Consider the following 23,670-nt stretch of genomic DNA (forward strand, 5'->3'; position numbering starts at 1 on the left):
CCCGTCGGCGCCTCGTTGGCGGCCACCGCGTCGGGAGGCGCTTTATATGCGGGGTGCCCCGAGGGTGGCAAGCACTTTTTTCGACCCGCAGCGATTTTTCTCGCCGCCTACCCCCGACGCACATGACACCCTTTTCATTGGCTGTGCCGCACCGGGAACCGCATAGTCGGGCCAACAGCTGAAGAGACCTCCAGCTTGGGCGCGGCAGTAATCAATGGTTTGTTAACCAAAATCCGGTAAGGTTGCACAACGGCACAAAGTAGCCGCCAGCCGACCGCCGGGACCATCAGACACAGGTCCGACCGCCGCGATTGCGCTGAACCATTTTATAAAGGCTGACAAGCGTGACATTGCTTCGCACGCCGACCTTGGTCGAAGCCCCGGGCGCCGGCCATCGTTCGTCCGAATCTTCGAACGATGCCCTCTCCTCTTCCCCTTCCTCTCTTCCCGTTCCCGGCGTACTGCGGGGCAGCGCGATCCCGGAACTGCTTCGGGATGAATTGCTGTCCGACGTCTTCGCGGCCACCGCGCGGGCCATACCGGAGCGGACCGCCATCCTGTTCGACGGGCGCCGCGTCAGCTACGGCGAGCTGGAAGCCCGGGCGAACCGCGTCGCCAACGCGTTGCGCGCGCGCGGCTATGGTCCGGGGAGCTTCGTCGGCCTGTGGATGACGCGGTCGCTCGACCTGCATGTGGCGCTTCTCGGCATCCTGAAGGCCGGCGCTGCCTACCTGCCCTTCGACGCCGACGCGCCCGCCGAGCGCGTGGCGGTCAGCTTGGCCGATTGTTCCGCGCCGGCCATCCTGGTGGACGCCGTGACGGCATCGAAGGCGGCCGGGCTCGCGGTGCCGGCGCTGCGGCTGGAGGATCTGGCTTCCGATGATGAAAGCGCGCCCGACCTGCGCGCGGACGGCGTCACCCGCGATCATCCGGCCTACGCGATCTACACCTCGGGCTCGACCGGCAAGCCCAAGGGCATTGTCATCAGCCACGCCAACATCTGCCACTATCTGCGCGCCGCCAACAGCGTCTATGGGATCAGCCGAGACGACGTCGCCTTCCAGGGCGCCTCGGTGGCCTTCGATCTGTCGCTGGAGGAGATCTTCGTCCCATACATGGTGGGCGCGACCCTCTGGGTGGCGAGCCGGCAGGTGCTGGACGAGGCCGACCGGTTGGCCGACGTCCTGAACGACGCGGGGATCACGGTGCTGGACACCGTGCCGACCCTGCTCGCCATGCTGCCCAAGGACGTGCCGAGCCTGCGCGTCGTCATCCTGGGCGGCGAGGCCTGCCCGCCAGCGGTGGCCGCGCGCTGGTGCCGTCCGGGGCGGACCATCTTCAACAGCTATGGCCCGACCGAGGCGACCGTCGTCGCCACGGTGGCCGAGGTGCGCCCGGACGAGCCGGTCACCATCGGTCGGCCGATTCCGAACTACAGCTGCTATGTGGTGGACGAGGCGATGGCGCTGGTCGCCCCCGGCACCCAGGGCGAGCTGCTGATCGGCGGGCCGGGCGTTGCCCAGGGCTATCTGGGGCGTCCCGACCTGACCGCCGAGAAGTTCATCCGCAACAGCTTCGCCATCCACGGCAACGACCCGCTGCTCTACCGCTCCGGTGACGCGGTGAGCGTCGATCCGAACGGCAACCTGCTGTTCCATGGCCGCATCGACGATCAGGTGAAGATCCGCGGCTTCCGGCTGGAGCTGGGCGAGATCGAGGCGAAGCTGACCGATATGGCCGGCGTAAGCCAGGCCACCGTGGTGCTGCGCAACGACAACGGGCTGGACCGGCTGGTCGCCTTCCTGGTGCCGCAGGCCGGCGCCACGCTGGACAAGACGGCGCTGCGCGACGGCTTGCGCGCCCAACTGCCGAGCTACATGGTGCCGTCGCATTTCGAGCTGACGGACCGCCTGCCCCGGCTGACGTCCGGCAAGGCCGACCGCAAGGCGCTGCAGGCCACACCACTGACCGACGACACCGGCCCCGGCGAACAGGACGAGCCGCGGACCCCGACGGAAGCCGCCCTCCTGGAGGCCGCCAAGCGCGTCTTCCCCGGCCAGGCGATCCCGCTGGAAGCCGACTTCTTCATGGATCTGGGCGGGCATTCGCTCCTTGCCGCACGGTTCGTGTCGGCGGTGCGGGAGACCCGGCATCTCGACGGGCTGACCTTGCAGGACGTCTACGGCGCCCGCAGCCTCCGCGCCATGGCCGAGCGGTTGGACGCCCGCGCGCCGCGCGGTGGCAACGGCGGCGGAGCCGAACGCAAGGACCGGTCCTTCACGCCGCCCCCCCTGCTCCGCCGCTTCCTCTGTGGTGCGGCGCAGGCGGCGGCCCTGCCCTTCATCCTGGCGCTGATGACGGCGCAGTGGCTCGGCGTCTTCGTCAGCTACATGCTGCTGTCCGGCGAGGACGCCAATTTCCTCCAGGAAATCGTCACGCTGCTCGGCGTCTACATGGTCATCAACGCCGCCACGGTGGTGATCGCCGTCGCAGCCAAGTGGCTGGTCATCGGGCGGACGAAGCCCGGGCGCTACCCGCTGTGGGGCACCTACTATTACCGCTGGTGGCTGGCGCAGCGCTTCATCAGCCTCGTCCATCTGAAGTGGTTCCAGGGCTCGCCGGTCATGCGGGTCCTCCTGCGCGCGCTCGGCGCCAGGGTGGGCGACGAGGCGCTGATCGGCGAGTTCGAGTCCGGGGCCATCGACCTCGTGACCATCGGGGCCGGCGCCTCGATCGGCGGCAAGGTGAAGCTGGCGAACGCCGAGGTGATCGGCAACGAACTGGTCATCGGCGCGGTGGAGATCGGCGCGGACGCCTATGTCGGCACATCCTGCGTCATCGGCATGGACTCGGTGGTCGGACCCGGCACGGAGCTGGCCGACCTGACCGCCCTGCCCGCCGGCGCCCGCACCGGCGCCTATGAGCGCTGGGACGGCTCGCCCGCGCGCCGCGTCGGCAGCGTCGACCGGGCGGAGTTGCCCGCCCCGGCAACCGCCGGACAGCTGCGCCGCGGGGTGAACGCCGCCTTCTACACGGCGATGCTGCTGGCCCTGCCGCCGATCTCTCTGATGCCGATCTTCCCGGCCTTCTACCTGTTCGACAATCTGGACGGGGTTCTGGGGTCCGTGTTCGGCGTCAGCTACCTCTATTACCTGCCGCTGATCGCCTGGCCGACCGCCATGGCGCTGGTCGCGGTGACGGTCTGCATGATCGCCGCCGTGCGCTGGATCGTCCTGCCGCGCGTCGAGGCCGGCACCTACTCGGTGCACAGCGGCTTTTACCTGCGCAAATGGATGGTGGCGCTGTCCACCGAGGTGATGCTGGACACCCTCAGCTCGCTCTACGCCACGGTCTACATGCGGGCGTGGTACCGGCTGATGGGCGCCAAGATCGGCAAGGACGCGGAAATCTCCACCAACCTCGCCGGGCGCTACGACCTCGTCGAGATCGGCGAGAAGTGCTTCATCGCCGACGAGGTGGTGCTGGGCGACGAGGACATCCGCCGCGGCTGGATGTTCCTGAAGCCGGTGAAGACCGAGGCGCGCGTGTTCGTCGGCAACGACGCGGTGGTGCCGGCCGGGGCCAGCATCCCCACCGGCTCGCTGATCGGCATCAAGTCGAAGCCGCCCGCCAACGAGGCGATGTCCGCCGGGGAGACGTGGTTCGGCAGCCCGCCGATCAAGCTGCCGGTGCGCCAGCGCTTCGACGGGGTCGGCGCCAACTGGACCTACGAACCGTCCAAGGCCCGGCGCCTGGGCCGCGCGGTGTTCGAGGCCTTCAGCCTGTCGATGCCGACGATGCTGTTCATCACCTTCGGCACGCTGGCGGTCGAACTGTTCGCCCCGGCCATCCTGGAGCAGCGCTACGGCGCCTTCCTGGCGCAGTTCCTGGGCGTCAGCGTCGCCATCCCGGTGGCGATGGTGGCGGTGGTCATCCTGGTGAAGTGGCTGCTGATGGGACGCTACACGCCGACCGTGAAGCCGATGTGGTCCTGGTGGGCCATGAAGACGGAAGCGGTGGCGGTGCTCTACTGGGGCCTCGCCGGCAAGGTGTTGCTGGACCATCTGCGCGGCACGCCGATGCTGCCCTGGGTGCTGCGCCTGTTCGGCACCAGATTCGGCGAGGGCGTCTTCATGGACACCACCGACATCACGGAGTTCGACTGCGTCTCGGTCGGCGACCACAGCGCGGTGAACGCCCTGTCTGCCCTCCAGACGCACCTCTACGAGGACCGCGTGATGAAGGTCGGCTGCGTGAAGGTCGGTCGCGGCGTCACCATCGGCGCCGGGTCCACGGTGTTGTACGACACCAGCGTCGGCGATTACGCCCATCTCGGCCCGCTGACCCTGGTCATGAAGGGCGAGGAGATCCCGGCGCACACGGAATGGGCCGGCGCCCCGGCGGAGCCGGTGGTCGAAGGCCAGCCCGAGTTGACGGCTCAGTTCAAGAGCGCTGCGTAAGTCATTGTCTGGAATGGTGTGTTGCGGCCCGGCATTCAGCGCTTCGGCGGTGGGGCCGGGCCGCTTCGTTTTCGGGCCCGGACGGCGCCCTTTCCTTAACGCCGCAGGGCGTTCCGTTCCCGTTGTGCGGCGGGCGCAGGGGTGTATAACGGTGCGCGAGCGTGGCCCTGGCCCTTTTGCGCGCTCCAACGCGCCGCATCGGGGCCTGTGACCCAAGAACAGGAAGGAAGCCCCCCGAATGCCCGACGACATCAGCCCCGCCCGCGGCGCCGCGACGCTGTTCCCGCTGGCCAAGGACGACACGACCTACCGCAAGCTGACCTCGGATCACGTCTCGGTCGTCGAGTTCGACGGCGAACAGATCCTGAAGGTCGAGCCGGAGGGTCTGCGCCTGCTGGCCGAGGAGGCCTTCAAGGACATCAACCATCTGCTGCGTCCCGGCCATCTTGGCCAGATCCGCGCGATCCTCGACGATCCGGAAGCCTCGCCGAACGACAAGTTCGTGGCGCTGGACCTGCTGAAGAACGCCAACATCGCCGCCGCCGGCACGCTGCCGATGTGCCAGGACACCGGCACCGCCATCATCATGGGCAAGAAGGGCCGCCGCGTCTTCACCAAGGGCGGCGACGAGGCCGCGCTGTCGGAAGGCGCCCGCGACGCCTACCTGAAGCGCAACCTGCGTTACAGCCAGCTCGCCCCGATCTCCATGTATGAGGAGAAGAACACCCGCAACAACCTGCCGGGCCAGGTCGAGATCTACGCGGAGGGCGAGGACGCCTACAAGTTCCTGTTCATGGCCAAGGGCGGCGGGTCGGCCAACAAGACCTTCCTGCATCAGGCCACCCCGTCGGTGCTGGCGCCGGACCGGCTGCTGAAGTTCCTCGAGGACAAGATCCGCTACCTCGGCACCTCGGCCTGCCCGCCCTACCACCTCGCCATCGTCATCGGCGGCCTGTCGGCGGAGCAGAATTTGAAGACGGTGAAGCTGGCCTCGGCCCGCTACCTCGACAATCTGCCGACCGAGGGCGGCGAGGACGCGCACGCCTTCCGCGACCTCGCCATGGAAGCCGAGGTGCACAAGCTGACCCAGACCATGGGCATCGGTGCCCAGTTCGGCGGCAAGTACTTCTGCCACGACGTCCGCGTCATCCGCCTGCCGCGCCACGGCGCCTCCATGCCGATCGGCATCGGTGTGTCCTGCTCGGCCGACCGTCAGGCGGTGGGCAAGATCACCAAGGACGGCATCTTCCTGGAGCAGCTGGAGACCGATCCGGCCAAGTATCTGCCGGAAATCACCGACGGCGATCTGGCCGGCGAGGTGGTCAAGATCGACCTCAACCAGCCGATGAGCGAAATCCTCGCCACGCTGAAGCGGTATCCGATCCGCACCCGCCTGTCGCTGACCGGCCCGCTGATCGTCGCCCGCGACCTTGCCCACTCCAAGCTGCGCGCGCGGCTGGATGCCGGCGAGCCGCTGCCAGACTATTTCAAGAACCACCCCATCTACTACGCCGGCCCGGCCAAGACGCCGGAAGGCTATGCCTCGGGCTCCTTCGGCCCGACGACCGCCGGGCGCATGGACAGCTTCGTCGAGCAGTTCCAGGCGGCGGGCGGCTCGATGGTCATGCTGGCCAAGGGCAACCGCAGCCCGGAGGTGACCGCGGCCTGCAAGGCGCATGGCGGCTTCTATCTGGGCTCCATCGGCGGCGCCGCGGCCCGTCTCGCCCAGGACTGCATCAAGAAGGTGGAGTGCATCGAGTATCCGGAACTCGGCATGGAAGCCATCTGGCGCATCGAGGTCGAGGACTTCCCGGCCTTCATCATCGTCGATGACAAGGGCAACGACTTCTTCAAGGAGTTGAAGCTGGCGTAACCCGCGCCTTTTCCCTCCCCTGCGATAGCGGGGGAGGGTCAGGGTGGGGGCAAGTGCCTGCCATTCGAGGACCCGCCATGCCCGACGACTTGACCGCCAAGATCGCCGATGCCCAGCGCCGCGCCCTGTTCGCCGCGGAGGTGATCGTCAACCGCCGCCTGCACGATTTCTCGATGCGCCACCAGACGCACTACGCCAACGACGTGGCGGAGGAGCGCAAGGCCATCGAGAAGGAAATCCGCGCGATCCGCCGCCGTGTCCCAGCCGCTCCACCGGTGACCGACGCTCTGGTGGCCGAGGTTGCGGGTGATGCCCACCCTCCGGAAACGGTCCGAACGGTGCTGCTCGCCCTGGCCGCGATCCGGCCCGATGTGCTGACAACGGTTGACGAAGCCGCTTTCAACCCCGAAGAGGATGAGGAAGACTGACCGACTCGTCCGTTAAGGCATCATGACACCCGAACAAATCCAGGCCCGCGTTCTCTACCGCGACGGGCTGATGCTCATCATCGACAAGCCCGCCGGTCTGCCCGTCCACGCCGGTCCGGGCGGCGGCCCGAACTTGGAGCGCCATTTCGACGCCCTGCGCTTCGGCTTTCCGAAGCCGCCGGGGCTCGCCCACCGGCTCGACCGCGACACCTCCGGCTGCCTGATCCTCGGGCGGCATCCGAAGGCCCTGCGCAAGCTTGGCAAGCTGTTCCAGGATGGCAAGGTCGACAAGACCTATTGGGCGGTGGTCGCCGGCACACCGCCGGAGGAACAGGGGCGCATCGAACTGCCGTTGAAGAAGGTCACCAACAAGACCGGAGGCTGGCGGATCGTCGTGGCCGACGACGGGCAGAGCGCCGTCACCGACTACCGTGTCCTGGGCCGCGGCGACGGCATGACGTGGCTGGAACTGAAGCCCCACACCGGGCGCACGCACCAGATCCGCGTGCACTGCGCCACGGCGCTGGGCTGCCCTCTGCTCGGCGATCCGCAATATGGCGGGCCGGAGGGGCACCCGCTGCACCTGCAGTCGCGGGCCATCTCCCTGCCCCTCTACCCCTCCCGCGAGGCGGTCGGCGCTGTGGCGCCGGTTCCACCCCACATGCGCGCGGCGCTGGCCGCCTGCGGATTTCCCGGAGACGACCCGGCCTAATGGCCGGGCGTTACGCCCGCCACTCGGCGCGCTTCTCCGTGCCGACTTCCGTCTCATGCACCATGAAGCCGACATAGCCGGCCACGATGGCGAGGACGGCGTGCAGCCAGATGTCGTTGCCGTGCAGCGGCACCAGCCCGAACAGCGTGTTCAGACCCGGGATGAAACCGAGGACGGTCAGCACAGCGTAGGCCACCGCCACGCTGCGCAGATAGCTGCGCGAGGCGAGGCGACTGGAGAAGTAAGCGAAGAAGCCCCACAGGCCGAACAGCAGATGCACGATGTTGTGCAGCAGATTCACCGGGAACAGCCCGAGCAGATAGCCGTGGAAGGACTCGACGGCGAGGACCACGCCGTCCGGGGGCGGGGACAGGAAGGTCGGAATGAAGCCCAATATGCCGATGGCCGTAAAGGCCGCGGCGTAGACCAGCGTTACGTTGCGCCACCACATGTGTTTCTCCGTTGGCAGACCGGGGGTGAATCCGCCTTACCAACAGAGGGTTTAGAAGCAGCGTTCCCAGATTATGCCGGCAATCTCAGGCGGCCGCCTCCATTGTGACCGCCTTGACCGGACACACGCCCGCGCAATCGCCGCAGCCCGTGCAGTTTCCCTCCTCGATGATCGGCAGCCAGCGCCCGCGCCCCAGCGGACGAAAGCGGATCGCAGCGTGGTCGCAATGGTCGCCGCACATCCGGCAATCGGTCCCGGTGTAGGACAGGCACGCCGCACCGATGCGCGCCACCATGGCTTGGGACGCCTCGGACGGAACGGGCTCGGACCGGAGGCGTCCCCGGAACAGATCCGCGCGACTGATCGCCATGATGGCCGCCCTCCCCTTCCTTATCCGTCGCCCAGAGTTTGCTGCATTCGTTTGCTGCATTCGCGAATGCCGGGCATCGGCGATGGCGGTACACTGACCGTTCGTGCACCACCCGGCCTTGATCGTCGTCAAGGTCCGCACCGGAAGGACGGACGGCATGGTCCCCATCGGCAACACCACGGCGCGCTGGATGACGCTTCGCTACGGGCTGGCGCTCGGGGTGATCGCGCTGTGCACGCTGGCCGGCTTCGTCATGACCGAACGGGTCATCGACCAGCACGCCGACATGCTGGAGGTGGTGAACATCTCCGGCCGTCAGCGCATGCTGTCCCAGCGCACGGCCCTGCTGGCGGAGCAGCTCCGCAACGCCCCGACCGACGCCGAGCGGATCGCCCTGACCGCGCGCCTCGCCGAGGCGACCGACATGTTCGAGCGTGCCCACCGGCGCCTGACCGGCGCCGACGAGGGGCCGGCCATGGGCAAGGACGTGCGGCGCCTCTATTTCGATGGGCCGGAACCGCTGAACGATCTGGTTCTCCGCCACATCGCCGCGCTCCGCGCGGTGATCGCCGCCGGCCCCGCCGGCCTGACCCCCGGCATGCCCGAGGCCGACCTCGTCACCCATCAGGCGCTCGGCCCGTTGCTGGCCGGGCTGGAGAACATGGTGGCGCGCTACCAGGAAGCGGGCGAGCGCGGCTTCGCCACCCTGCACAATCTGGGGTTCGCCGCCCTGATCGTGACACTTCTGACCCTGTGCGCCGAGGTGCTGGTGATCTTCCGCCCGATGGTCCGGCAGGTGCAGCGGCAGTTCGCCGACATCACCCGCATGACCCAGGCGCTGGAGCAGACCAACGTCACGCTGGAGGCCCAGGTGCGCGCCCGCACCGCCGAGCTGCACACCGCGAAGGTGGCGGCGGAACAGGCCCATCTGGCGAAGTCGCGCTTCCTCGCCCACGCCGGGCACGACCTGAAGCAGCCCCTTCAGGCCATCAACATGTTCACCGGCATGCTGGAACGGCAGCTCGACAAGCCCCGCGCCCTGGCGCTGGTGAAGGACCTGCGTCTGGCCCAGCGCTCCATGCACGATCTGCTGAACGCCATCCTGGACATCTCGAAGCTGGAATCCGGCGTGGTCGAACCGAAGCCCGCCGACATCGCCCTGTCCGCCCTGTTCGACCAGCTCGAGGCGGAGTTCACCGGGATCGCCGAGGACAAGGGGCTGCGGCTGCGCGTCGTTCCGACGGACCTCGCCGTGCGGACCGACCCGTTTCTGCTGGAGCGCATTCTGCGCAACCTGCTGACCAACGCGGTGCGCTACACCGAGCAGGGCGGCGTTCTGATGGGATGCCGGCGCCGCGACGGCACGGTGTGGATCGAGGTCTACGACACCGGCCGCGGCATCGCCGAGGCCGACCGCCGCCGCATTTTCGAGGAGTTTGTGCAGCTCGACCGGCCCGACCGCGACCGCAGCGAGGGAATCGGGCTGGGGCTGGCCATCGTCGACCGGCTGGCCCGGCTGCTCGGCCATCCGCTGGAGCTTCGATCGGTCGAAGGGCGCGGAACGGTGTTCGCCGTGGGGGTTCCCCTGGTCCGCAGCCTACACGAGACGGTCGCGGCCTGATTCCTTGACCAGCAGGACCGCCTGGGTCCGGCTGCCCACACCCAGCGCCTTCAGCACGCCGGTGACGTGGGTCTTGACGGTGGAGAGGTTCAGGCCCAGCCGCTCCCCGATCTCCTGGTTCGACAGGCCCTGGGCCAGCAGGTCGAGAACCTCGAGCTGGCGGCGGGTCATCCCGTCGAAGACGCTCGGCTCATGCGGCTTGGCGGCGGCCGGCGCCTGGGCGAGTCCCGGCATGCCGAGCACCGGCGGCACATAGGACCCGCCGGCCATGACCAGTCGCAGGATGTTTACGACCAGCACGTCGTCGGTGGATTTCGGGATGAAGGCCCGCACCCCCCGCGACAGCACGGCGCGCATCTCGTCCGGCGAGTCGATCATCGAGAAGACGACGACCGGCACCGGCGCCACCCGCTTCACGACCGCCTCGACGTCATCCAGGCCGCCAAGGCCCGGCATGCGCAGGTCCATGATGACGAGGTCGTAGGTCCCCTGGTCCAGCAACTGGGTCAACTGACCGAAGCTGGTCGCCGCGGCCACCTTGGCCTGTTCATCCAGTTCCCCGACCAGATGGGTCAGGCCGCTGCGAACGATGGAGTGATCGTCGGCGATCAATACCTGCATGACAACCCTGCTTCGGCGAAGGCGGCTGGAGGGGATGACCCGATGGGACAGGGTCCGCTGGGACCGGGCCGGCCTCGGTTGTCTCAAACCAAAGTGCGGCTTCCGGTATGAACCTCATACGCCGACCGGAGGTTTCATGCCACAATTGATGCATGTTTCCGCAATGCCGCGCGTGTTTCTGCCGCAGATGCGAAAAGGGCGCCGCGATGGCGACGCCCCTTTCCTGTCCTGATCGTGCCGACCGGCCCCGAACGGGACCGCCAGCCCGCCGGATCACTGCACGCGGATGAGGATCTGCGCGCGGCGGTTCGACGGCTCGCGAACGTTCGCACCGGTGTTCACCAGGAGCTGGGTCTCGCCCTTGCCCTCGACGGTGATCTGGTTGGCGGCGACGCCCTTGCCGACCAGCGCGTTCTTCACCGCGTCGGCGCGGCGCAGCGAGAGCCGCTGGTTGTAGGCCGGCGAGCCCGAGGTGTCGGTGTGGCCGACCACATGGATGCTGACGGCGCGCACGCGACCGGCCGACGCGGCGGCATCGCCGATGATCTTGTCGGACGCCGTGGTGATGTTGGCCTTGTCCCAGTCGAAGAACACCAGATACTCCGACTGCGGCTGCGCCTGGACCGGAGCCGCCGGAGCGACGGGGGCTGCGGCCGGAGCCGCCGCCGGGGCGCCGAAGGTGTAGCGCAGGCCGGCCAGGATGGTGTGGTTCTGGTACTCGCCCTTCACGGTGGAGCTGGCGAGGCCGGCGGGGCCACCCAGATCGAACTTCGGATCCAGAGTCGCGAAGTAGCGGTAGTCCAGCGTCAGGGCCAGATTTTGGTTCAGGGCGTAGGACACGCCGGCGATGCCCTGGTAGGCGAAGACCCAGTCGCGGTCATCGAAGCCGCCGAGATCCAGACGGACCTGGGCGATACCGGCGCCGACGCCGATGTAGGGCGTGAAGGCGGTACCGGTGTTGATGTCGTACAGCACGTTGCCCATGAAGGCGAGCGAGCTGGCCTTGCCGCCCAGACCGTTCACCGCCGCGTTGGAGCTGTCGGTGCTGTCGATCGAATTGCGCCAGCGCCACGCGAACTCCAGTTCGGCGCGCGGGCCGGCGGCGGTGGCGTAGCCGGCGGAGATGTCGCCGATGCCGCCCAGCTTGAAGCTGGTGCTGGCGTCCGTCGGGGTGTTTTCGAAGCGCAGATCGGCGTCGCGCGTCCAGTTCACGCCGGCGCCGGCGCCGACGTAAAAGCCCTCGGTCGCGGCCATGGCGGCGGTCGGCAGCATCGCCGCGAGCGCCGTTCCGAGCAGAATCCCACGCAGAGTCATTTTCTTCTTTCCTTTGTGCACGGCGTTGCCGGGGCTGTCGAAGCGAACCGTTCGAAGGGCGGGTGTCTGGCGACGCCAACCTTCATCGTGGGCCTTCATCGGGCGAGCCCGCCGCATTCCGTCGGCGGTTGAAACGTCATGACCCCGAAATAACAGCAACCCCCGACCGTCACAAGTCCCCCAAGAAAGGATGCACAGAGATGTTGCATTTCTGCATTACCCGAACGTTCGTCGTGCCCTTCCTATTCATTTGATATCGAAGCAAAGGAATGTCGAATTCTTCTTAAGGCTATTGGATAGGAAGCATGACTTTCGGACTGGGTTTGTGCCTAGGCCCAGCAATCCGGACGCACGGAAACACCCCGCCTTTCGCAGGAGCAGGTGTTTCCGCAGCCTTGTTGCTCAAGATTGCGCGCGGCCTATGCCGGCGCTCGGGTCAATCCTGCGGTTCGGCGACCATCTCGAACTGGGAGGGATCGAGCAGGGCGGACACCGCCAGGGTTTTCAGGGTCTTGTGGTCGTCGGACCGCTGCAGTTGGGCATGCTGGGTGCCCAGCCCATCCTTGCGGATGGCGATCACCTGCCAGAGTCCACCGCCCGGCCCCAACTTGCGGAACATCTGACCCTCGACGACTTCGCGCTTTCTGCGCATATCCGATCTCCAAAACCCAAAACGTCAAACCCGCGAAAGCTGCGGATACGGCAGACCATACAAACACCAAACCAACCCCGCTTGGCGAGTGTCCGCTGCGCGCCCCACGCATACCGGAACCGGGATGTAGCGGTGCTGCAACAACCGCCTTCGCATCTGCCGTCTTCGCACCTGCGGAACAATCCGCCGGCCAGCCGTGTTGATGCCGTCATGAAAATCGATCACGACGTGCTCCTGTTCGCGACCCGCCTCGTGGAAGAACTGGGCGAGTCCGCCATCCGCATCAGCCGCGTCCGCCTTGTCGAACTCACGGCTGCGAACAACCTGCGCGCCGCCGCCTTCTGGCGCGACGTGATGAACACCTCGGAGAGGCTTCTGGCGGAGCGCTCCCCGTCTTTGGCGCCTCCCCCCACATCGCCGCCGATGGCGTCTCCGATGACTCCTTCGACCGCCGCGCTCTGATCCTCTCGGCGGACACCACGTCAAGCGAAAGGCCCGGCGGTTTCCCGCCGGGCCTTTGCACGAAATCGTTTCCCGAAGGAGAACGGATCGTACGACCGCTTTACTTGACCTGGGCGTACTGGCCGTTGTTCCAGCGGTACCAGACATAGGCCGGGGTGGTCACGTCGCCCTTGGCGTCGAAGCCGATCTTGCCGATCACCGTGCTGTAGTTGCCCTTGCGGAGAACCTCTGCGACCTTGGCGGCGTCGGTGGAGTTGGCCTGCTTGACCGCGTCCGCCCAGATCTGCAGGGCGGCGTAGGTGTAGAGGGTGTAGCCCTCCGGCTCATAGCCGGCCTTGCGGAACTTCTCCACGGCGTCCTTGGCTTCCGGCATCTCGCGCGGGTCCGGGCCGAAGGTCATCATGGTGTTCTCGCCGGCCGGACCGGTGATCGCCCAGTACTCGTTGGTCACCAGAGCGTCGCCCGAGACGATCGGGGCGTTCAGGCCCTGGTCCTTCATCTGGCGGGCCAGCAGCCCGGCCTCGGTGTGGTAGCCGCCGACATAGACGACGTCGACCGCTTCCTGCTTCAGCTTGGACACCAGAGCCGAGTAGTCCTTCTCACCGGCCGTGTAGGCCTCGTAGATCTTCTCCTTCTGGCCGCCGGCGTTCAGCGCCTTCTGCGTCTCGTCGGCCAGCCCCTTACCGTAGGCCGACTTGTCGTGCAGGATGGCGACGTTCTTGCCCTTGTAGTTGTCCAGCAGATACTTGCCGGCGATCTGGCCCTGCTGGTCGTCGCGGCCGCAAACGCGGAAGACGTTCTTCAGGTTCTGCTCGGTCAGCTTCGGGTTGGTCGAGGCCGGGGAGATCTGCAGGACGCCTTCCTCGGCGTAGACCTGCGAGGCCGGGATCGAGGAGCCCGAGCAGAAGTGGCCGGCGACGAACTTCACGCCCGCCTTGGCGAGCTGGTTCGCCACGGCGACGGCCTGCTTCGGGTCGCAGGCGTCGTCGCCCACTTCCAGCTTCAGCTTCTGGCCCAGGACACCGCCGGCGGCGTTGATGTCGGCGACCGCCTGCTCGATGCCCTTCTTCATCTGCTCGCCGAAGGTGGCGTACTGGCCGGTGATCGGGCCGGCGGTCGCCACCGCGATGTCGGCCTTCGCCACCGAGGCGGTCATAGCGGTCGCCGCAACCGCAACGAGGAGGGAAAGCTTGTAGTTCATAGTTTCGTTGGCTCCCTGTTATGAGTCGTACGCCGGCCCCGCGGGGGCCTTTTCACCGGTCCCCCAAGGGCTGGGGGAGCCGGTGCCGACAAGGTTCCACTATAGTCCGATCATCGCCAAGTGCGACAGTTTCACCCACGTCCTGGTCTCGATCGGAGCCATGGAATTCGCAATCACTGGGCGAGCGTTCCACCGACGCGTTCGCGCCAGTTGAAGGGTCCGGAACGCTCATACAGCCAAGGATACTGGGACACCATCCGGCGCGCCATCGAAATGCGGTACGTGGTCAGGGTGATCGCGCCGATCACCAGGGTGTGCACCACGAATCCGTACACCGACAGGAGCTGGCCGCCGAACAGTCCCCAGACGAGAAAGCGGTCGCCCAGCCCCAGCAGGATCGAATAGGCGATGGCGCTCGACAGCGGCTTCCAGCCTTCGGCCAAGGTCTGACCGGTCAAAACGCCGCAGCCGCCGAACACCAGGACCGTCAGGCCCAGGAACACCGGCAGAGAGGACCCGAGAACTCCGTCCATCAGTGACCTCCCTCCAGATAGGCCGAGCGAACTTCCTCGTTCGCCAGCAGTTCCGCGCCGGTCCCCGACATGGTGACCTTGCCGTTGACCATCACATAACCGCGGTGGGCGAGCTTCAGCGCGTGGAAGGCGTTCTGCTCGACCATGAACACGGTCATCTTCTGTTCGCGGTTGATGTCCTTCACCGCCTGGAAGATCTGCTTCACCACCAGCGGCGCGAGGCCCAGCGACGGCTCGTCGAGGAGCAGCAACCGCGGCTGGCTCATCAGCGCGCGGCCGATGGCCAGCATCTGCTGCTCGCCGCCCGACATGGTGCCGGCGCGTTGGCTGATGCGCTCCTTCAGGCGCGGGAACAGGGTCAGGACCCGTTCCAGCTCGTTGGCGAAGCTGCCCGGCTTGGCGGTGATGGAGCCCATCTGCAGGTTCTCCAGCACGCTCATGCGCGGGAAGATCCGGCGGCCTTCCGGCGACTGGGCGATGCCCAGGCGGACCAGCTCGTAGGTGGGCATCTGCGTGATGTCCTGCCCTTCGAAGGTAATCCGGCCCATGCGGGCGCGCGGACTGCCGCAGATGGTCATGAGAAGCGTGGACTTGCCGGCGCCGTTGGCGCCGATCAGCGAGACGATCTCGCCGGCCCCGATCTCGATATCGACCCCCTTCAGCGCCTCGATGGCGCCGTAGAAGGTGTGGACGCCCGATACCTTCAGCATGGCTCAGGCCCCCTCCTCGGCTCGCTTGGCGACCTCCGGCAGGTCGGCCTTGATCTCCGGCGGCAGTTCCTCGTCCTCATCCTCGCCCAGATAGGCGCGGATGACCGCCGGGTCGTTCTTCACGAAGGCCGGATCGCCGTCGGAAATCTTCCGCCCGTAATCCAGCACCACAACATGGTCGGAAATGCTCATCACCACGCTCATGTCATGCTCGATCAGCAGGACGCCGATCTTGTGCTCGTCGCGGATGTAGGTGAGCAGGTCGGCCAGTTCGCCGGACTCGCGGGGGTTGAGCCCCGCCGCCGGCTCGTCCAGGCAGAGCATCACCGGCTCGGTGCACATGGCGCGGGCGATCTCCAGCCGGCGCTGGGCGCCGTAGGGGAGATTGCCGGCTTCCCAATCCGCGAACTCCAGAAGGCGGACGCGATCCAGCCAATACTTGGCCAGATCGACCGCCTCCCGCTCCGTCCGGGTGTAGGACGGCAGGCCGAGCAGGCCGGCGATGGAGAAGCCCGAGGCGCGGATCAGCTTGTTGTGCTGGGCAACGATCAGGTTCTCCAGGACGCTCATGCCGCCGAACAGGCGGATGTTCTGGAAGGTGCGGGCGACGCTGGCCTGCTGCGAGATGCGGTAGCCCGGCATCCGCTCCAGCAGGAATTCCTTGCCGTCGGCGTGGCGCAGCGTCAGCCGGCCCACCGTGGGGGTGTAGAAGCCGGTGATGCAGTTGAACAGCGTGGTCTTGCCGGCGCCGTTCGGGCCGATGATCGCGGTGATCTCGCCATTGTTGGCCGAAAAGGAGACGTCGTTGACCGCCACCAGGCCGCCGAAGCGCATGGTGAGGTGCTCGACCGTCAGCAGGGGCGTGGTGGTCATGGAACGACCCGTCTTCACTGTGGCTTCCATCACTTCGCGCTCCCCCCGGCGATGCCCTGGCCGCCGGCGGCGGCGGTGCCCGCTGCGGGGCCGCCGGCTCCGCCCTTGGGACGGCCGTGCAGGAGGATGGTCGGGTCGCGGTGGGCCAGCAGGCCGCGCGGACGCCACAGCATGATCAGCACCATGCCCATGCCGAACGTCAGCATGCGGTAGTCGGCCAGTTCACGGAAGGCTTCCGGCAGGCCGATGACCAGAAGGGTCGCCACGACGACACCGATCTGGCTGCCCATGCCGCCCAGCACCACGATGGCGAGGATGATCGCCGATTCGATGAAGGTGAAGCTCTCCGGGCTGATGAAGCCCTGGCGGGTGGCGAAGAAGGAGCCGGCGAAGCCGCCGAACATCGCCGCGATGGCGAAGGCCGCCAGCTTCATGTTCGTGCGGTTGATGCCCAGCGAGGCGCAGGCGATGTCGTCCTCGCGCAGCGCTTCCCAGGCGCGGCCCAGCGGCAGCTTGCGGACGCGCATGGTGAACAGGTTCACCACCAGGGCCAGCACCAGGATCAGGTAATAGAGGAAGATGATCCGGTGCAGCGGGCTGAACTCGAGGCCGAACATCTCGTGGAAGGCCGCCGTGCCCTCCGCCGGGGTCCGCGTGAAGTCGGCGATCCCGAAGAAGCTCGGGCGCGGAATGCCGGAGATGCCGTTGGGGCCGCCGGTGAACTGGTACCAGTTGATCAGGATGATGCGGATGATCTCGCCGAAGCCCAGCGTCACGATGGCGAAATAGTCGCCGCGCAGGCGCAGGACCGGGAAGCCCAGCAGAACGCCCGACATCGCCGCCAGGAAGCCGGCCAGTGGCAGGCAGACCCAGAAGCTGAAGCCGAAGTAATGGGCCAGCAGCGCGTAGGAGTAGGCGCCCACCGCGTAGAAGGCCACATAGCCGAGGTCGAGCAGGCCGGCGAGGCCGACCACGATGTTCAGCCCCCAGCCCAGCATGATGTAGGTCAGCAGCAGGATGCCGATGTCCAGCAACTGGCGGTCGGCCAGCGGCGTGAACGGGAAGGCCAGCGCGATGACGACGGCGATTGGACCGAGCCAGCGCGAGGCGTGCTGCACCTGCGCGGCGATGTGGTCCATCCGCTTGTCGCGCTCCGCCTGCGACAGCTTGGAGCGGCCGGTGCGGATCGCCAGGATGGCGCGGATGGCGATGACGGCACCCCCGCCGATCAGGATGACCCGCAGGGCCTCCGTCGGCATGGCGATGAAGAAGCCCGCCGCGGTGGCGGCGGCGGCCAGCACCAGGACGGTGACGGCGTGGCCCTCGCGGATCAGGCAGAGGCCGAGCCGGCCGAGGAAGACCAGACCGACGGCGGCGGCCACCTCGTTCCAGCGGGTCTCCAGCCCAAGCCCGGTGGGACGGTCCACCGTGCGCAGGCCGACCAGCGGGATCGTCAGGAGAAGGGCGACGAAGGCGGTCATCGCCGCCTCCTTCAGGATCGCGGGCCAGGCGATGGCCCGCGGCGAAGACATGGAAATCGCGGTCATGGCCTCACACCTTCTCGATTTCCGGACGGCCCAGCAGGCCGGTCGGACGGAAGATCAGGACGAGTACGAGAATCGTGAAGGTCGCCACGTCCTTCCATTCGCTGCCCATGTAACCCGACCAGAAGGCTTCGATCAGGCCGATGACCACGCCGCCCAGCATCGCGCCCGGCAGCGAGCCGATGCCGCCGAGCACCGCGGCGGTGAAGGCCTTAACCCCGGCCAGGAAGCCGATGTAGAAGTCGATCACACCGTAGATCAGCAAAACCATCATGCCCGCCACGGCCGCCAGGGCGGCGCCCATGACGAAGGTCAGCGAGATGACGCGGTCGACGTTGACGCCGAGCAGGCCCGCCATCTTCTTGTCCTGCTCGCAGGCGCGCTGGGCGCGGCCGAGCGAGGTCCGGGTGATGAGCTGGGTGAAGCCGTACATCAGCGCGATGGTGATGACGATCGTCGCCAGACGCACGTAGCTGACCGACACCGCTCCGTCCATCATGGTCAGGTTGCCCGGAAGGATCGGCTGCAGCGGCTTGCTGCGGGCGCCCTGCAGGATCTGCACGTAGTTCTGCAGGAAGATCGACATGCCGATCGCCGAGATCAGCGGCGCCAGGCGCGGCGAGCTGCGCAACGGGCGATAGGCGATGCGCTCCACCGTCCATCCGTAGACGGCGGTGAACAGCATCGATGCCACCAGCATGACGAGTAGGGCCAGGGGCACCCAGGTGATCCCCAGGCTGCCGATGGCCAGGAAGGTGATGAGGGCCACGAAGGCGCCGATCATGTAGATCTCGCCGTGGGCGAAGTTGATCATGCCGATGATGCCGTACACCATCGTGTACCCGATCGCGATGAGGCCGTAGATGGCGCCCAGCGACAGGCCGTTGATCAACTGCTGAAGGAAGTATTCCATTGTCTTACCTCGCCTCGGCGCGATGCGCAGGCTTCGGCGAGCGAGACAAGCGCGCTCGTACACCAGTCACGTGAAGTGCCACTCCCCGAATTGGCTTACCCGTGCTTTAGAGCGCGGGGCCAAGATTGTTGTGTGAGCGGAACGTTAGCCCAGCGGCTCTCAACAGAGCAAGAGGGCAAACCCGCACTCTATCTGCGGTAATACCAATTTTCCGAGAATTTGCAATATCGATTCATGTCAGTTCCGTGAACTTTGCGCTTGCTTTCTACCATAGCGAATGCACCGCATAAAAAAACCCTCTTCACTGTGGTGAAGAGGGTTTCGCAACAACTGTGCCAATGCTGCGATGCGTGATGCCGGTCCGTCTATGACCTCCGGCATCACCATCGATACTGGCCGGTCAGCGCTTGGCGGAAACGACCTGCGCCTTCGCCGGCTCCTTGGGCTTTCCGGGGGCCTTGGCCGTCGCCTTGCCGGTCGCTTTCGAGGCGGCGGCGGCGCTGCCGCTGCGCGAGGCCGGGGCCTGGGCGACGTCGTAGTTCACGTCCGGGTTGCTGACGACCTGCACGTCGCACAGCGGCTTTGACGACAAATGCATCAGGCCGGCGCTTTTTTCATCGCCGGTCAGGACGCGGATGTCGTCCGCCGTCAAGTCCATGGCCGCCTTGGAGCGGTCCACGAAGTTGGCGCAATAGAGCCCGGTGCCGATCACCGCGGCGCGGCGGCTGATTTCGTTCGCCAGTTCCGTGCGGAACATGTCGAACTGCCGCGTCGCGTTGCCGCCGCCCTTCTTGCGGAAGTGGTCGATCATCGACGCTTCCGAGTTGGAGATCAGCGAACGGTTCTTGACGGTGAAGTCCTGGTACAGGTTGAAGGGCTTCTTTTCAGGATTGACCTGCATGCAGGTCAGCCCGACCACCATCATCTCGGTGTGCATGCGGATGGTCTGCTCCGCGGCGTGCTCGGCGCGGCTGTAGCAGGCGCCGGGCTTGGTGGCGGTGCTCTTGGCCGCGGTGCTTTTCGCGGCGGCCGGCTTCGCGGTGGCCTTCGCAGCCGTCTTTTCAGCCGGCTTCGCCGCCTCCTTGGCGGCGGCCGGCAGCGCGGCGCCGGCGAACAGCACGGCAAGGCCGACGGCGGCGGCGCTGCGCAAGGTGAAGGAAGGAATGCGATGGGCGGCGCGCTGGCGATTCATCGTTGGTCCGGCTCCGGTGGCCCTGATTGACGGGCGGAATCCGACGGATCACGCCCTCTCCTTCGCTGGTTCTACAAGATCCCGACAGACGGTCAACCCATATCGCCCCGGCGAAGACCATTTGTCCCAACCTGTGGCCTGACCGTCGTCGGAAGGCCCGGCGGTTGCTTGGCTTGCGGGGTGCCGGTCTTTCCCAGTATTGCAACAGCACCGGCGTCCGTCTGTGACGCGGGCCACAGATCAGGGCATTTTCCCATGAAAAGCACCGGCGGCCCCCTCCCGGCCATCCGCATCGGCATCGACCTCGGCGGCACGAAGACGGAGGGGATCGCGCTCGGCACGGCCGGCGAGGAGCGTGCCCGAATCCGCGTCCCCACCCCGCGCGGCGATTACGATGCGACGGTGCGGACCGTCGCCGATCTCGTGGCGCGGCTGGAACGCGCGACGGGGGCGGCGGACGCCACCGTCGGGATCGGCATCCCCGGCGCCATCTCCCCGGCGACCGGGCTGGTGAAGAACGCCAACTCGACCTGGTTGATCGGCAAGCCCTTCGATCGTGACCTGGCCACGGCGCTCAGCCGGCCGGTGCGGGTCGAGAACGACGCCAACTGTCTGGCCGTGTCGGAGGCGACGGACGGCGCCGGGGCCGGCTGCGGCGTCGTCTTCGCGGCGATCCTCGGCACCGGCTGCGGGGCGGGAATCGTCGTGGACGGCCGTCCTCTGGGCGGCCGCAACGCCATCGGCGGCGAGTGGGGGCACAACCCCCTGCCCTGGCCCACCGACGCGGAGCGGCCCGGTCCGGCCTGCTACTGCGGCAAGTCCGGCTGCCTGGAAACCTTCGTGTCCGGCCCCGCGGTCGCCGCCGACCACCGCCAAGTCACCGGTGTGGAACTGACCGCTGAGGCCATCGCCACACAGGCGAAGCGTGGAGACAGCACGGCCCGAGCCACCCTCGACCGGCTGGTCGACCGGCTCGGGCGCGGGCTGGCGGGCATCGTCAATGTCCTGGACCCGGACGTGATCGTGCTGGGCGGCGGGCTGTCCAACCTGGACTTCCTTTACGACGCCCTCCCCCCGGCCATCGCCCGCTGGGCCTTCACGGACCGTCTGGACACGCCGGTCCGCCGCGCCGTCCACGGCGATTCGAGCGGGGTCCGCGGGGCCGCTTGGCTGTGGCGGCCCGAGGAAGCCACGGTCAACGCTCGAAATTGTACTCCGGATTGAGCGTCACCTCGCGCGGGGTGCCCGGCACGTTGTCGCCACCACCGCCACGCCGCGCCGCCGCGGCGGCGCCACGCCCGTCGCGAACCGGCGGCGTCAGCGAATTGGTCCGGGAGTAGGAAGGGGCGGCGCGGGCCGGATCGGTGCCGTAACCGCGCGAACCGGCGCGGAACTGCTCGCCGTTGCCCATGGCGCCCCAGTGGGACGGCCGCGGTCCGGGAATCGGCTGGGCCTCCTCCATGCGGCGCATGTAGGGACCGGTCGGGACCATCTCCTCATAGACCCAGGAGGGGTATTCCTGCCTTTGCGCTTCGGCGGGCGCGGCAAAGGCCAGCACCGCGAGGGTCGCTACAGTCATCGTTCGAAGCATGACACGGCGGCCTTCCATCCTTTTGCGTGTGGAAGACCGATTCCGCCGGATGCGGCCGCGCATGTCCAGGGAGGAGGCGGGTTACTCAGCCCGCAGCTTCCATCCGGCACCCTCTATCAGGAGGACACCCCATTCCGGTTCGTTCAGGGCCGCGCCGCGCCGTAAAGCGTCAGGGTCAGCCGTTTTCCGGTGTTGTAGTTGAAGCCGGTGAAGCGGCCGAGCGGCACCGCCTCCACCCCCTTCTGGGCGGCGTGGAACTCCGCCTCCTCGCGGTCGGTCACCAGGGCCAGCCCGCAGGACGGGTTCTCCGCCAGATGGGCGGCGGCGCCCGTCCCATGGGTCAGGAGCGTGTCGGTGCCCAGCAGGAAGACGAGGCTCGGTTCCGAATAGCCGGCGGAGGCGACCACGCTGTCGGTGCAGGGACGCACCGCCGCGACCGTCCGCGCCGCCTGACGGCTGATCCACACGCCGTCGATCCCCGGCAGGACCGCGCCGTAGGTGCCAGCGTACAGCACCGCCGCCGCCGCCACCGCCGCCGCGAAACCCTGCGTTTCCCGGCGCTGGGCGAACAGGCGCACGGCCAGCGCGTACAGCACGAGAACCACCGGCAGCATGGCGACCGCCACCGGATCGACGCGTCCCTCCACCAGATAGGGAATCACCGCGACCGCAATGGTCAGCGCGCCGAATCCGACAGCCCCGAGAACGGTGGCGACCGAGAACAGGCCCCAGCGCGGCGCGTCGGCGCGGCGCAGAAAATGCTCACGCGCCGCGGCGGCGGTGAGGATGGCGATGGCCGGGAAGACCGGCAGCGTGTAATGCAGCAGCTTGGTCGGCACCGCCTCGAACACCAGCCAGCTCGGGATGATCCAGGCGCCGCAGAAGCGCACGGCGTCCGCCACCGGCCCGCCGCCCTTGCGGTGACGCCACGCCCAGGGAACGGCCAGCAGCGCCAGGAAGGACCAGGGCGCGAAGGTCACCCAGAAGGTGCCCAGATAGTAGCCGGGCGGCAAGCCCTTCGCTTCCTGCCCGCTGACCACCTTGCCCATCATGTCGTGGCCGACCGACTCGGCGAAGAAGGCGCCCTTGGTCTTCACCGTGATGGCGATCAGCCAGGGCGCCGCGATGGCCACCACGATGGCGAGGCCGACCAGCGGGCGCAGCCGCTTCAGCCAGCCGGCCCGGCGGTCCAGCAGCGCCAGAACCAGCGCCGTGGTGCCGGACACCAGGAGGACGATGGGCCCCTTGATGAGGATGCCGACACCCGCGGCGATCCAGAAGGCGAGCGGCGCCGCCCAGCCGGACCGCTCCGCATGGCGGTTCAGATAGAGGCTGGCCAGGGCCGCCTGCCCGATCACGATGGTGGACAGCAGAACCGCGTCGGTCTTCGCCATGCGCGCCTCGACGCCCAGCACGACGCAGGAGGCCATCATCAGCCCGGCGAGGAAGCCGACCGTCCCGCCGAACATCCTTGCCCCGGTCCAGGCCGTCGCAAGCACCGCCAGAACCGCCCCGAGCAGCGAGGGAATGCGGAAGGTCCAGATCTCCTTCGGCACTCCGCCCGGCCCTTCGACCAGCCGGGTCGCCGCGGTCTGCAGCCAGTAGATGCCCACCGGCTTCTTGTGGCGCGCCTCGTCCTGGAAGCGGATGTCCACATAGTCGCCGCTTTCCAGCATCTGGTGGGACGCCTGGGCGAAGCGCGCCTCGTCGCGGTCGAAGGGCGGCAGATCGAAGAAGCCGGGCAGGAACAGCAGGACGCTGATCACCGCCAGCGCCAGATAGGCCAGGACCGGCAGGCGGCCGCCAGCGGCGTTGGGCACCGCGCTCACGGCGTGCCCGCCGCGCCGCCGTTCCGGCGGTTGTTCAAGACGAAATAGAGGTTCCGGAAATAGATGATGAGGCCCAGCCCCTGCCCGAACATGAACACCGGATCACCCCGCTGGATCGAATAGGCCAACAAAAGAACCCCGCCGCCGATGGAGAAATACCAGAAGAGGTCCGGCACGATGCTGCGCCGGGCGCGCTCGCTGGCGATCCATTGGACGACAAAGCGCATCATGAAGAGCGCCTGCGCAAAAAAGCCGACGCCGACCCAGATCAGGTCGGCGGTGCTTTGACTTTGGTACCAGGCGATGGCGCGTTCGAGCAT

Annotated in this window: 22 protein-coding genes; 7 read left to right on the forward strand and 15 right to left on the reverse strand. The window is 67.4% G+C overall.

The features are described from left to right. The first annotated feature begins 500 nt into the window (after positions 1-500). From DXK32_RS14110 to DXK32_RS14125, 4 genes are all read left to right on the forward strand, one after another. Complete coding sequence (locus tag DXK32_RS14110) at positions 501-4,460, forward strand: Pls/PosA family non-ribosomal peptide synthetase (RefSeq protein WP_247877143.1); 3,960 nt, start codon at positions 501-503, stop codon at positions 4,458-4,460. 238 nt (positions 4,461-4,698) lie between these two features. Next, positions 4,699-6,333, forward strand: a complete 1,635-nt coding sequence (locus tag DXK32_RS14115) for a fumarate hydratase (RefSeq protein ID WP_114859089.1) — start codon at positions 4,699-4,701, stop codon at positions 6,331-6,333. 77 nt (positions 6,334-6,410) lie between these two features. Further along, positions 6,411-6,761, forward strand: coding sequence for a hypothetical protein (locus DXK32_RS14120; protein ID WP_114859090.1), 351 nt, complete (start codon positions 6,411-6,413; stop codon positions 6,759-6,761). A gap of 22 nt (positions 6,762-6,783) precedes the next feature. Further along, positions 6,784-7,473 carry an RluA family pseudouridine synthase gene (locus DXK32_RS14125; RefSeq protein ID WP_114859091.1) on the forward strand — a complete coding sequence of 230 codons (690 nt, stop codon included), beginning with the start codon at positions 6,784-6,786 and terminating at the stop codon, positions 7,471-7,473. Between the two features lie 10 nt (positions 7,474-7,483). Here the strand turns inward: DXK32_RS14125 and DXK32_RS14130 are convergent, their stop codons facing one another. Both DXK32_RS14130 and DXK32_RS32165 read right to left on the reverse strand, forming a co-directional pair. Then, positions 7,484-7,924, reverse strand: coding sequence for a DUF4383 domain-containing protein (locus DXK32_RS14130; protein ID WP_114859092.1), 441 nt, complete (start codon positions 7,922-7,924; stop codon positions 7,484-7,486). Positions 7,925-8,009: 85 nt separating this feature from the next. Further along, a complete protein-coding gene (locus tag DXK32_RS32165; RefSeq protein ID WP_162801182.1) occupies positions 8,010-8,294 on the reverse strand; it encodes a 4Fe-4S dicluster domain-containing protein in 285 nt (94 codons plus the stop codon). Positions 8,295-8,451: 157 nt separating this feature from the next. Here DXK32_RS32165 and DXK32_RS14140 point away from each other — a divergent pair, with 157 nt between their 5' ends. Next, positions 8,452-9,915 (forward strand): ATP-binding protein, encoded by a 1,464-nt coding sequence (locus DXK32_RS14140; RefSeq protein ID WP_114859094.1) that lies wholly within the window; start codon positions 8,452-8,454, stop codon positions 9,913-9,915. Here the strand turns inward: DXK32_RS14140 and DXK32_RS14145 are convergent. From DXK32_RS14145 to DXK32_RS14155, 3 genes are all read right to left on the reverse strand, one after another. Next, positions 9,892-10,536: a response regulator transcription factor gene (locus DXK32_RS14145; protein WP_114859095.1), complete on the reverse strand. Its 645-nt coding sequence runs from the start codon at positions 10,534-10,536 to the stop codon at positions 9,892-9,894. The two genes, DXK32_RS14140 and DXK32_RS14145, sit on opposite strands and share 24 nt — an antisense overlap. Before the next feature lie 273 nt (positions 10,537-10,809). Beyond that, complete coding sequence (locus DXK32_RS14150) at positions 10,810-11,850, reverse strand: OmpA family protein (protein ID WP_114859096.1); 1,041 nt, start codon at positions 11,848-11,850, stop codon at positions 10,810-10,812. Positions 11,851-12,286: 436 nt separating this feature from the next. Then, positions 12,287-12,502, reverse strand: coding sequence for a hypothetical protein (locus DXK32_RS14155; protein ID WP_205215717.1), 216 nt, complete (start codon positions 12,500-12,502; stop codon positions 12,287-12,289). Between the two features lie 132 nt (positions 12,503-12,634). On the opposite strand from DXK32_RS14155, the gene DXK32_RS14160 reads away from it, so the two are divergent. Further along, a complete protein-coding gene (locus DXK32_RS14160) occupies positions 12,635-12,964 on the forward strand; it encodes a hypothetical protein (RefSeq protein ID WP_247877144.1) in 330 nt (109 codons plus the stop codon). 100 nt (positions 12,965-13,064) lie between these two features. Here DXK32_RS14160 and DXK32_RS14165 read toward each other — a convergent pair whose 3' ends face one another. From DXK32_RS14165 to DXK32_RS14195, 7 genes are all read right to left on the reverse strand, one after another. Beyond that, positions 13,065-14,165 (reverse strand): branched-chain amino acid ABC transporter substrate-binding protein, encoded by a 1,101-nt coding sequence (locus tag DXK32_RS14165; RefSeq protein WP_114859098.1) that lies wholly within the window; start codon positions 14,163-14,165, stop codon positions 13,065-13,067. Between the two features lie 173 nt (positions 14,166-14,338). Then, positions 14,339-14,698 (reverse strand): DUF6867 family protein, encoded by a 360-nt coding sequence (locus DXK32_RS14170; protein WP_114859099.1) that lies wholly within the window; start codon positions 14,696-14,698, stop codon positions 14,339-14,341. Next, positions 14,698-15,408 carry an ABC transporter ATP-binding protein gene (locus DXK32_RS14175; protein WP_014240352.1) on the reverse strand — a complete coding sequence of 237 codons (711 nt, stop codon included), beginning with the start codon at positions 15,406-15,408 and terminating at the stop codon, positions 14,698-14,700. The genes DXK32_RS14170 and DXK32_RS14175 overlap by 1 nt, the downstream gene beginning before the upstream one ends. Positions 15,409-15,411: 3 nt before the next feature. After that, positions 15,412-16,281, reverse strand: coding sequence for an ABC transporter ATP-binding protein (locus DXK32_RS14180; protein ID WP_114859100.1), 870 nt, complete (start codon positions 16,279-16,281; stop codon positions 15,412-15,414). A 29-nt stretch (positions 16,282-16,310) separates the two neighbouring features. Then, on the reverse strand, positions 16,311-17,828 hold the full coding sequence (livM, locus tag DXK32_RS14185; protein ID WP_114859101.1) for a high-affinity branched-chain amino acid ABC transporter permease LivM: 1,518 nt from the start codon (positions 17,826-17,828) through the stop codon (positions 16,311-16,313). 4 nt (positions 17,829-17,832) lie between these two features. Further along, positions 17,833-18,738 carry a branched-chain amino acid ABC transporter permease gene (locus DXK32_RS14190; protein ID WP_109068303.1) on the reverse strand — a complete coding sequence of 302 codons (906 nt, stop codon included), beginning with the start codon at positions 18,736-18,738 and terminating at the stop codon, positions 17,833-17,835. Between the two features lie 400 nt (positions 18,739-19,138). Further along, positions 19,139-19,930 carry a hypothetical protein gene (locus DXK32_RS14195; RefSeq protein ID WP_114859102.1) on the reverse strand — a complete coding sequence of 264 codons (792 nt, stop codon included), beginning with the start codon at positions 19,928-19,930 and terminating at the stop codon, positions 19,139-19,141. 255 nt (positions 19,931-20,185) lie between these two features. Between DXK32_RS14195 and DXK32_RS14200 the strand changes: the two genes are divergently transcribed. Beyond that, positions 20,186-21,154, forward strand: a complete 969-nt coding sequence (locus tag DXK32_RS14200; protein ID WP_114859103.1) for an ROK family protein — start codon at positions 20,186-20,188, stop codon at positions 21,152-21,154. Here the strand turns inward: DXK32_RS14200 and DXK32_RS14205 are convergent. The 3 genes from DXK32_RS14205 to DXK32_RS14215 all read right to left on the reverse strand — a co-directional run bounded on the left by DXK32_RS14205 (position 21,126) and on the right by DXK32_RS14215 (position 23,670). Continuing rightward, the gene (locus DXK32_RS14205) at positions 21,126-21,509 is read right to left on the reverse strand and encodes a hypothetical protein (protein ID WP_114859104.1); all 384 of its coding nucleotides are present in this window, start codon (positions 21,507-21,509) and stop codon (positions 21,126-21,128) included. The genes DXK32_RS14200 and DXK32_RS14205 overlap by 29 nt on opposite strands. Positions 21,510-21,664: 155 nt before the next feature. Then, positions 21,665-23,350: an ArnT family glycosyltransferase gene (locus tag DXK32_RS14210; RefSeq protein WP_114859105.1), complete on the reverse strand. Its 1,686-nt coding sequence runs from the start codon at positions 23,348-23,350 to the stop codon at positions 21,665-21,667. After that, the gene (locus DXK32_RS14215; protein ID WP_114859106.1) at positions 23,347-23,670 is read right to left on the reverse strand and encodes a lipid-A-disaccharide synthase N-terminal domain-containing protein; all 324 of its coding nucleotides are present in this window, start codon (positions 23,668-23,670) and stop codon (positions 23,347-23,349) included. The genes DXK32_RS14210 and DXK32_RS14215 overlap by 4 nt, the downstream gene beginning before the upstream one ends.

Source organism: Azospirillum brasilense, assembly GCF_003349955.1.
Classification (GTDB): Bacteria; Pseudomonadota; Alphaproteobacteria; order Azospirillales; family Azospirillaceae; genus Azospirillum; species Azospirillum brasilense_B.

Excerpts from the sequence above, each read along its gene's own strand:
- DXK32_RS14115 (WP_114859089.1), top strand. The coding sequence starts at position 4,699 with ATGCCCGACGACATCAGCCCCGCCCGCGGCGCCGCGACGCTGTTCCCG.
- DXK32_RS14120 (WP_114859090.1), top strand. The coding sequence starts at position 6,411 with ATGCCCGACGACTTGACCGCCAAGATCGCCGATGCCCAGCGCCGCGCC.
- DXK32_RS14125 (WP_114859091.1), top strand. The coding sequence starts at position 6,784 with ATGACACCCGAACAAATCCAGGCCCGCGTTCTCTACCGCGACGGGCTG.
- DXK32_RS14130 (WP_114859092.1), bottom strand. The coding sequence starts at position 7,924 with ATGTGGTGGCGCAACGTAACGCTGGTCTACGCCGCGGCCTTTACGGCC.
- DXK32_RS32165 (WP_162801182.1), bottom strand. The coding sequence starts at position 8,294 with ATGGCGATCAGTCGCGCGGATCTGTTCCGGGGACGCCTCCGGTCCGAG.
- DXK32_RS14140 (WP_114859094.1), top strand. The coding sequence starts at position 8,452 with ATGGTCCCCATCGGCAACACCACGGCGCGCTGGATGACGCTTCGCTAC.
- DXK32_RS14145 (WP_114859095.1), bottom strand. The coding sequence starts at position 10,536 with ATGCAGGTATTGATCGCCGACGATCACTCCATCGTTCGCAGCGGCCTG.
- DXK32_RS14150 (WP_114859096.1), bottom strand. The coding sequence starts at position 11,850 with ATGACTCTGCGTGGGATTCTGCTCGGAACGGCGCTCGCGGCGATGCTG.
- DXK32_RS14155 (WP_205215717.1), bottom strand. The coding sequence starts at position 12,502 with ATGCGCAGAAAGCGCGAAGTCGTCGAGGGTCAGATGTTCCGCAAGTTG.
- DXK32_RS14165 (WP_114859098.1), bottom strand. The coding sequence starts at position 14,165 with ATGAACTACAAGCTTTCCCTCCTCGTTGCGGTTGCGGCGACCGCTATG.
- DXK32_RS14170 (WP_114859099.1), bottom strand. The coding sequence starts at position 14,698 with ATGGACGGAGTTCTCGGGTCCTCTCTGCCGGTGTTCCTGGGCCTGACG.
- DXK32_RS14175 (WP_014240352.1), bottom strand. The coding sequence starts at position 15,408 with ATGCTGAAGGTATCGGGCGTCCACACCTTCTACGGCGCCATCGAGGCG.
- DXK32_RS14180 (WP_114859100.1), bottom strand. The coding sequence starts at position 16,281 with ATGACCACCACGCCCCTGCTGACGGTCGAGCACCTCACCATGCGCTTC.
- livM (WP_114859101.1), bottom strand. The coding sequence starts at position 17,828 with ATGACCGCGATTTCCATGTCTTCGCCGCGGGCCATCGCCTGGCCCGCG.
- DXK32_RS14190 (WP_109068303.1), bottom strand. The coding sequence starts at position 18,738 with ATGGAATACTTCCTTCAGCAGTTGATCAACGGCCTGTCGCTGGGCGCC.
- DXK32_RS14195 (WP_114859102.1), bottom strand. The coding sequence starts at position 19,930 with ATGAATCGCCAGCGCGCCGCCCATCGCATTCCTTCCTTCACCTTGCGC.
- DXK32_RS14200 (WP_114859103.1), top strand. The coding sequence starts at position 20,186 with ATGAAAAGCACCGGCGGCCCCCTCCCGGCCATCCGCATCGGCATCGAC.
- DXK32_RS14205 (WP_114859104.1), bottom strand. The coding sequence starts at position 21,509 with ATGACTGTAGCGACCCTCGCGGTGCTGGCCTTTGCCGCGCCCGCCGAA.
- DXK32_RS14215 (WP_114859106.1), bottom strand. The coding sequence starts at position 23,670 with ATGCTCGAACGCGCCATCGCCTGGTACCAAAGTCAAAGCACCGCCGAC.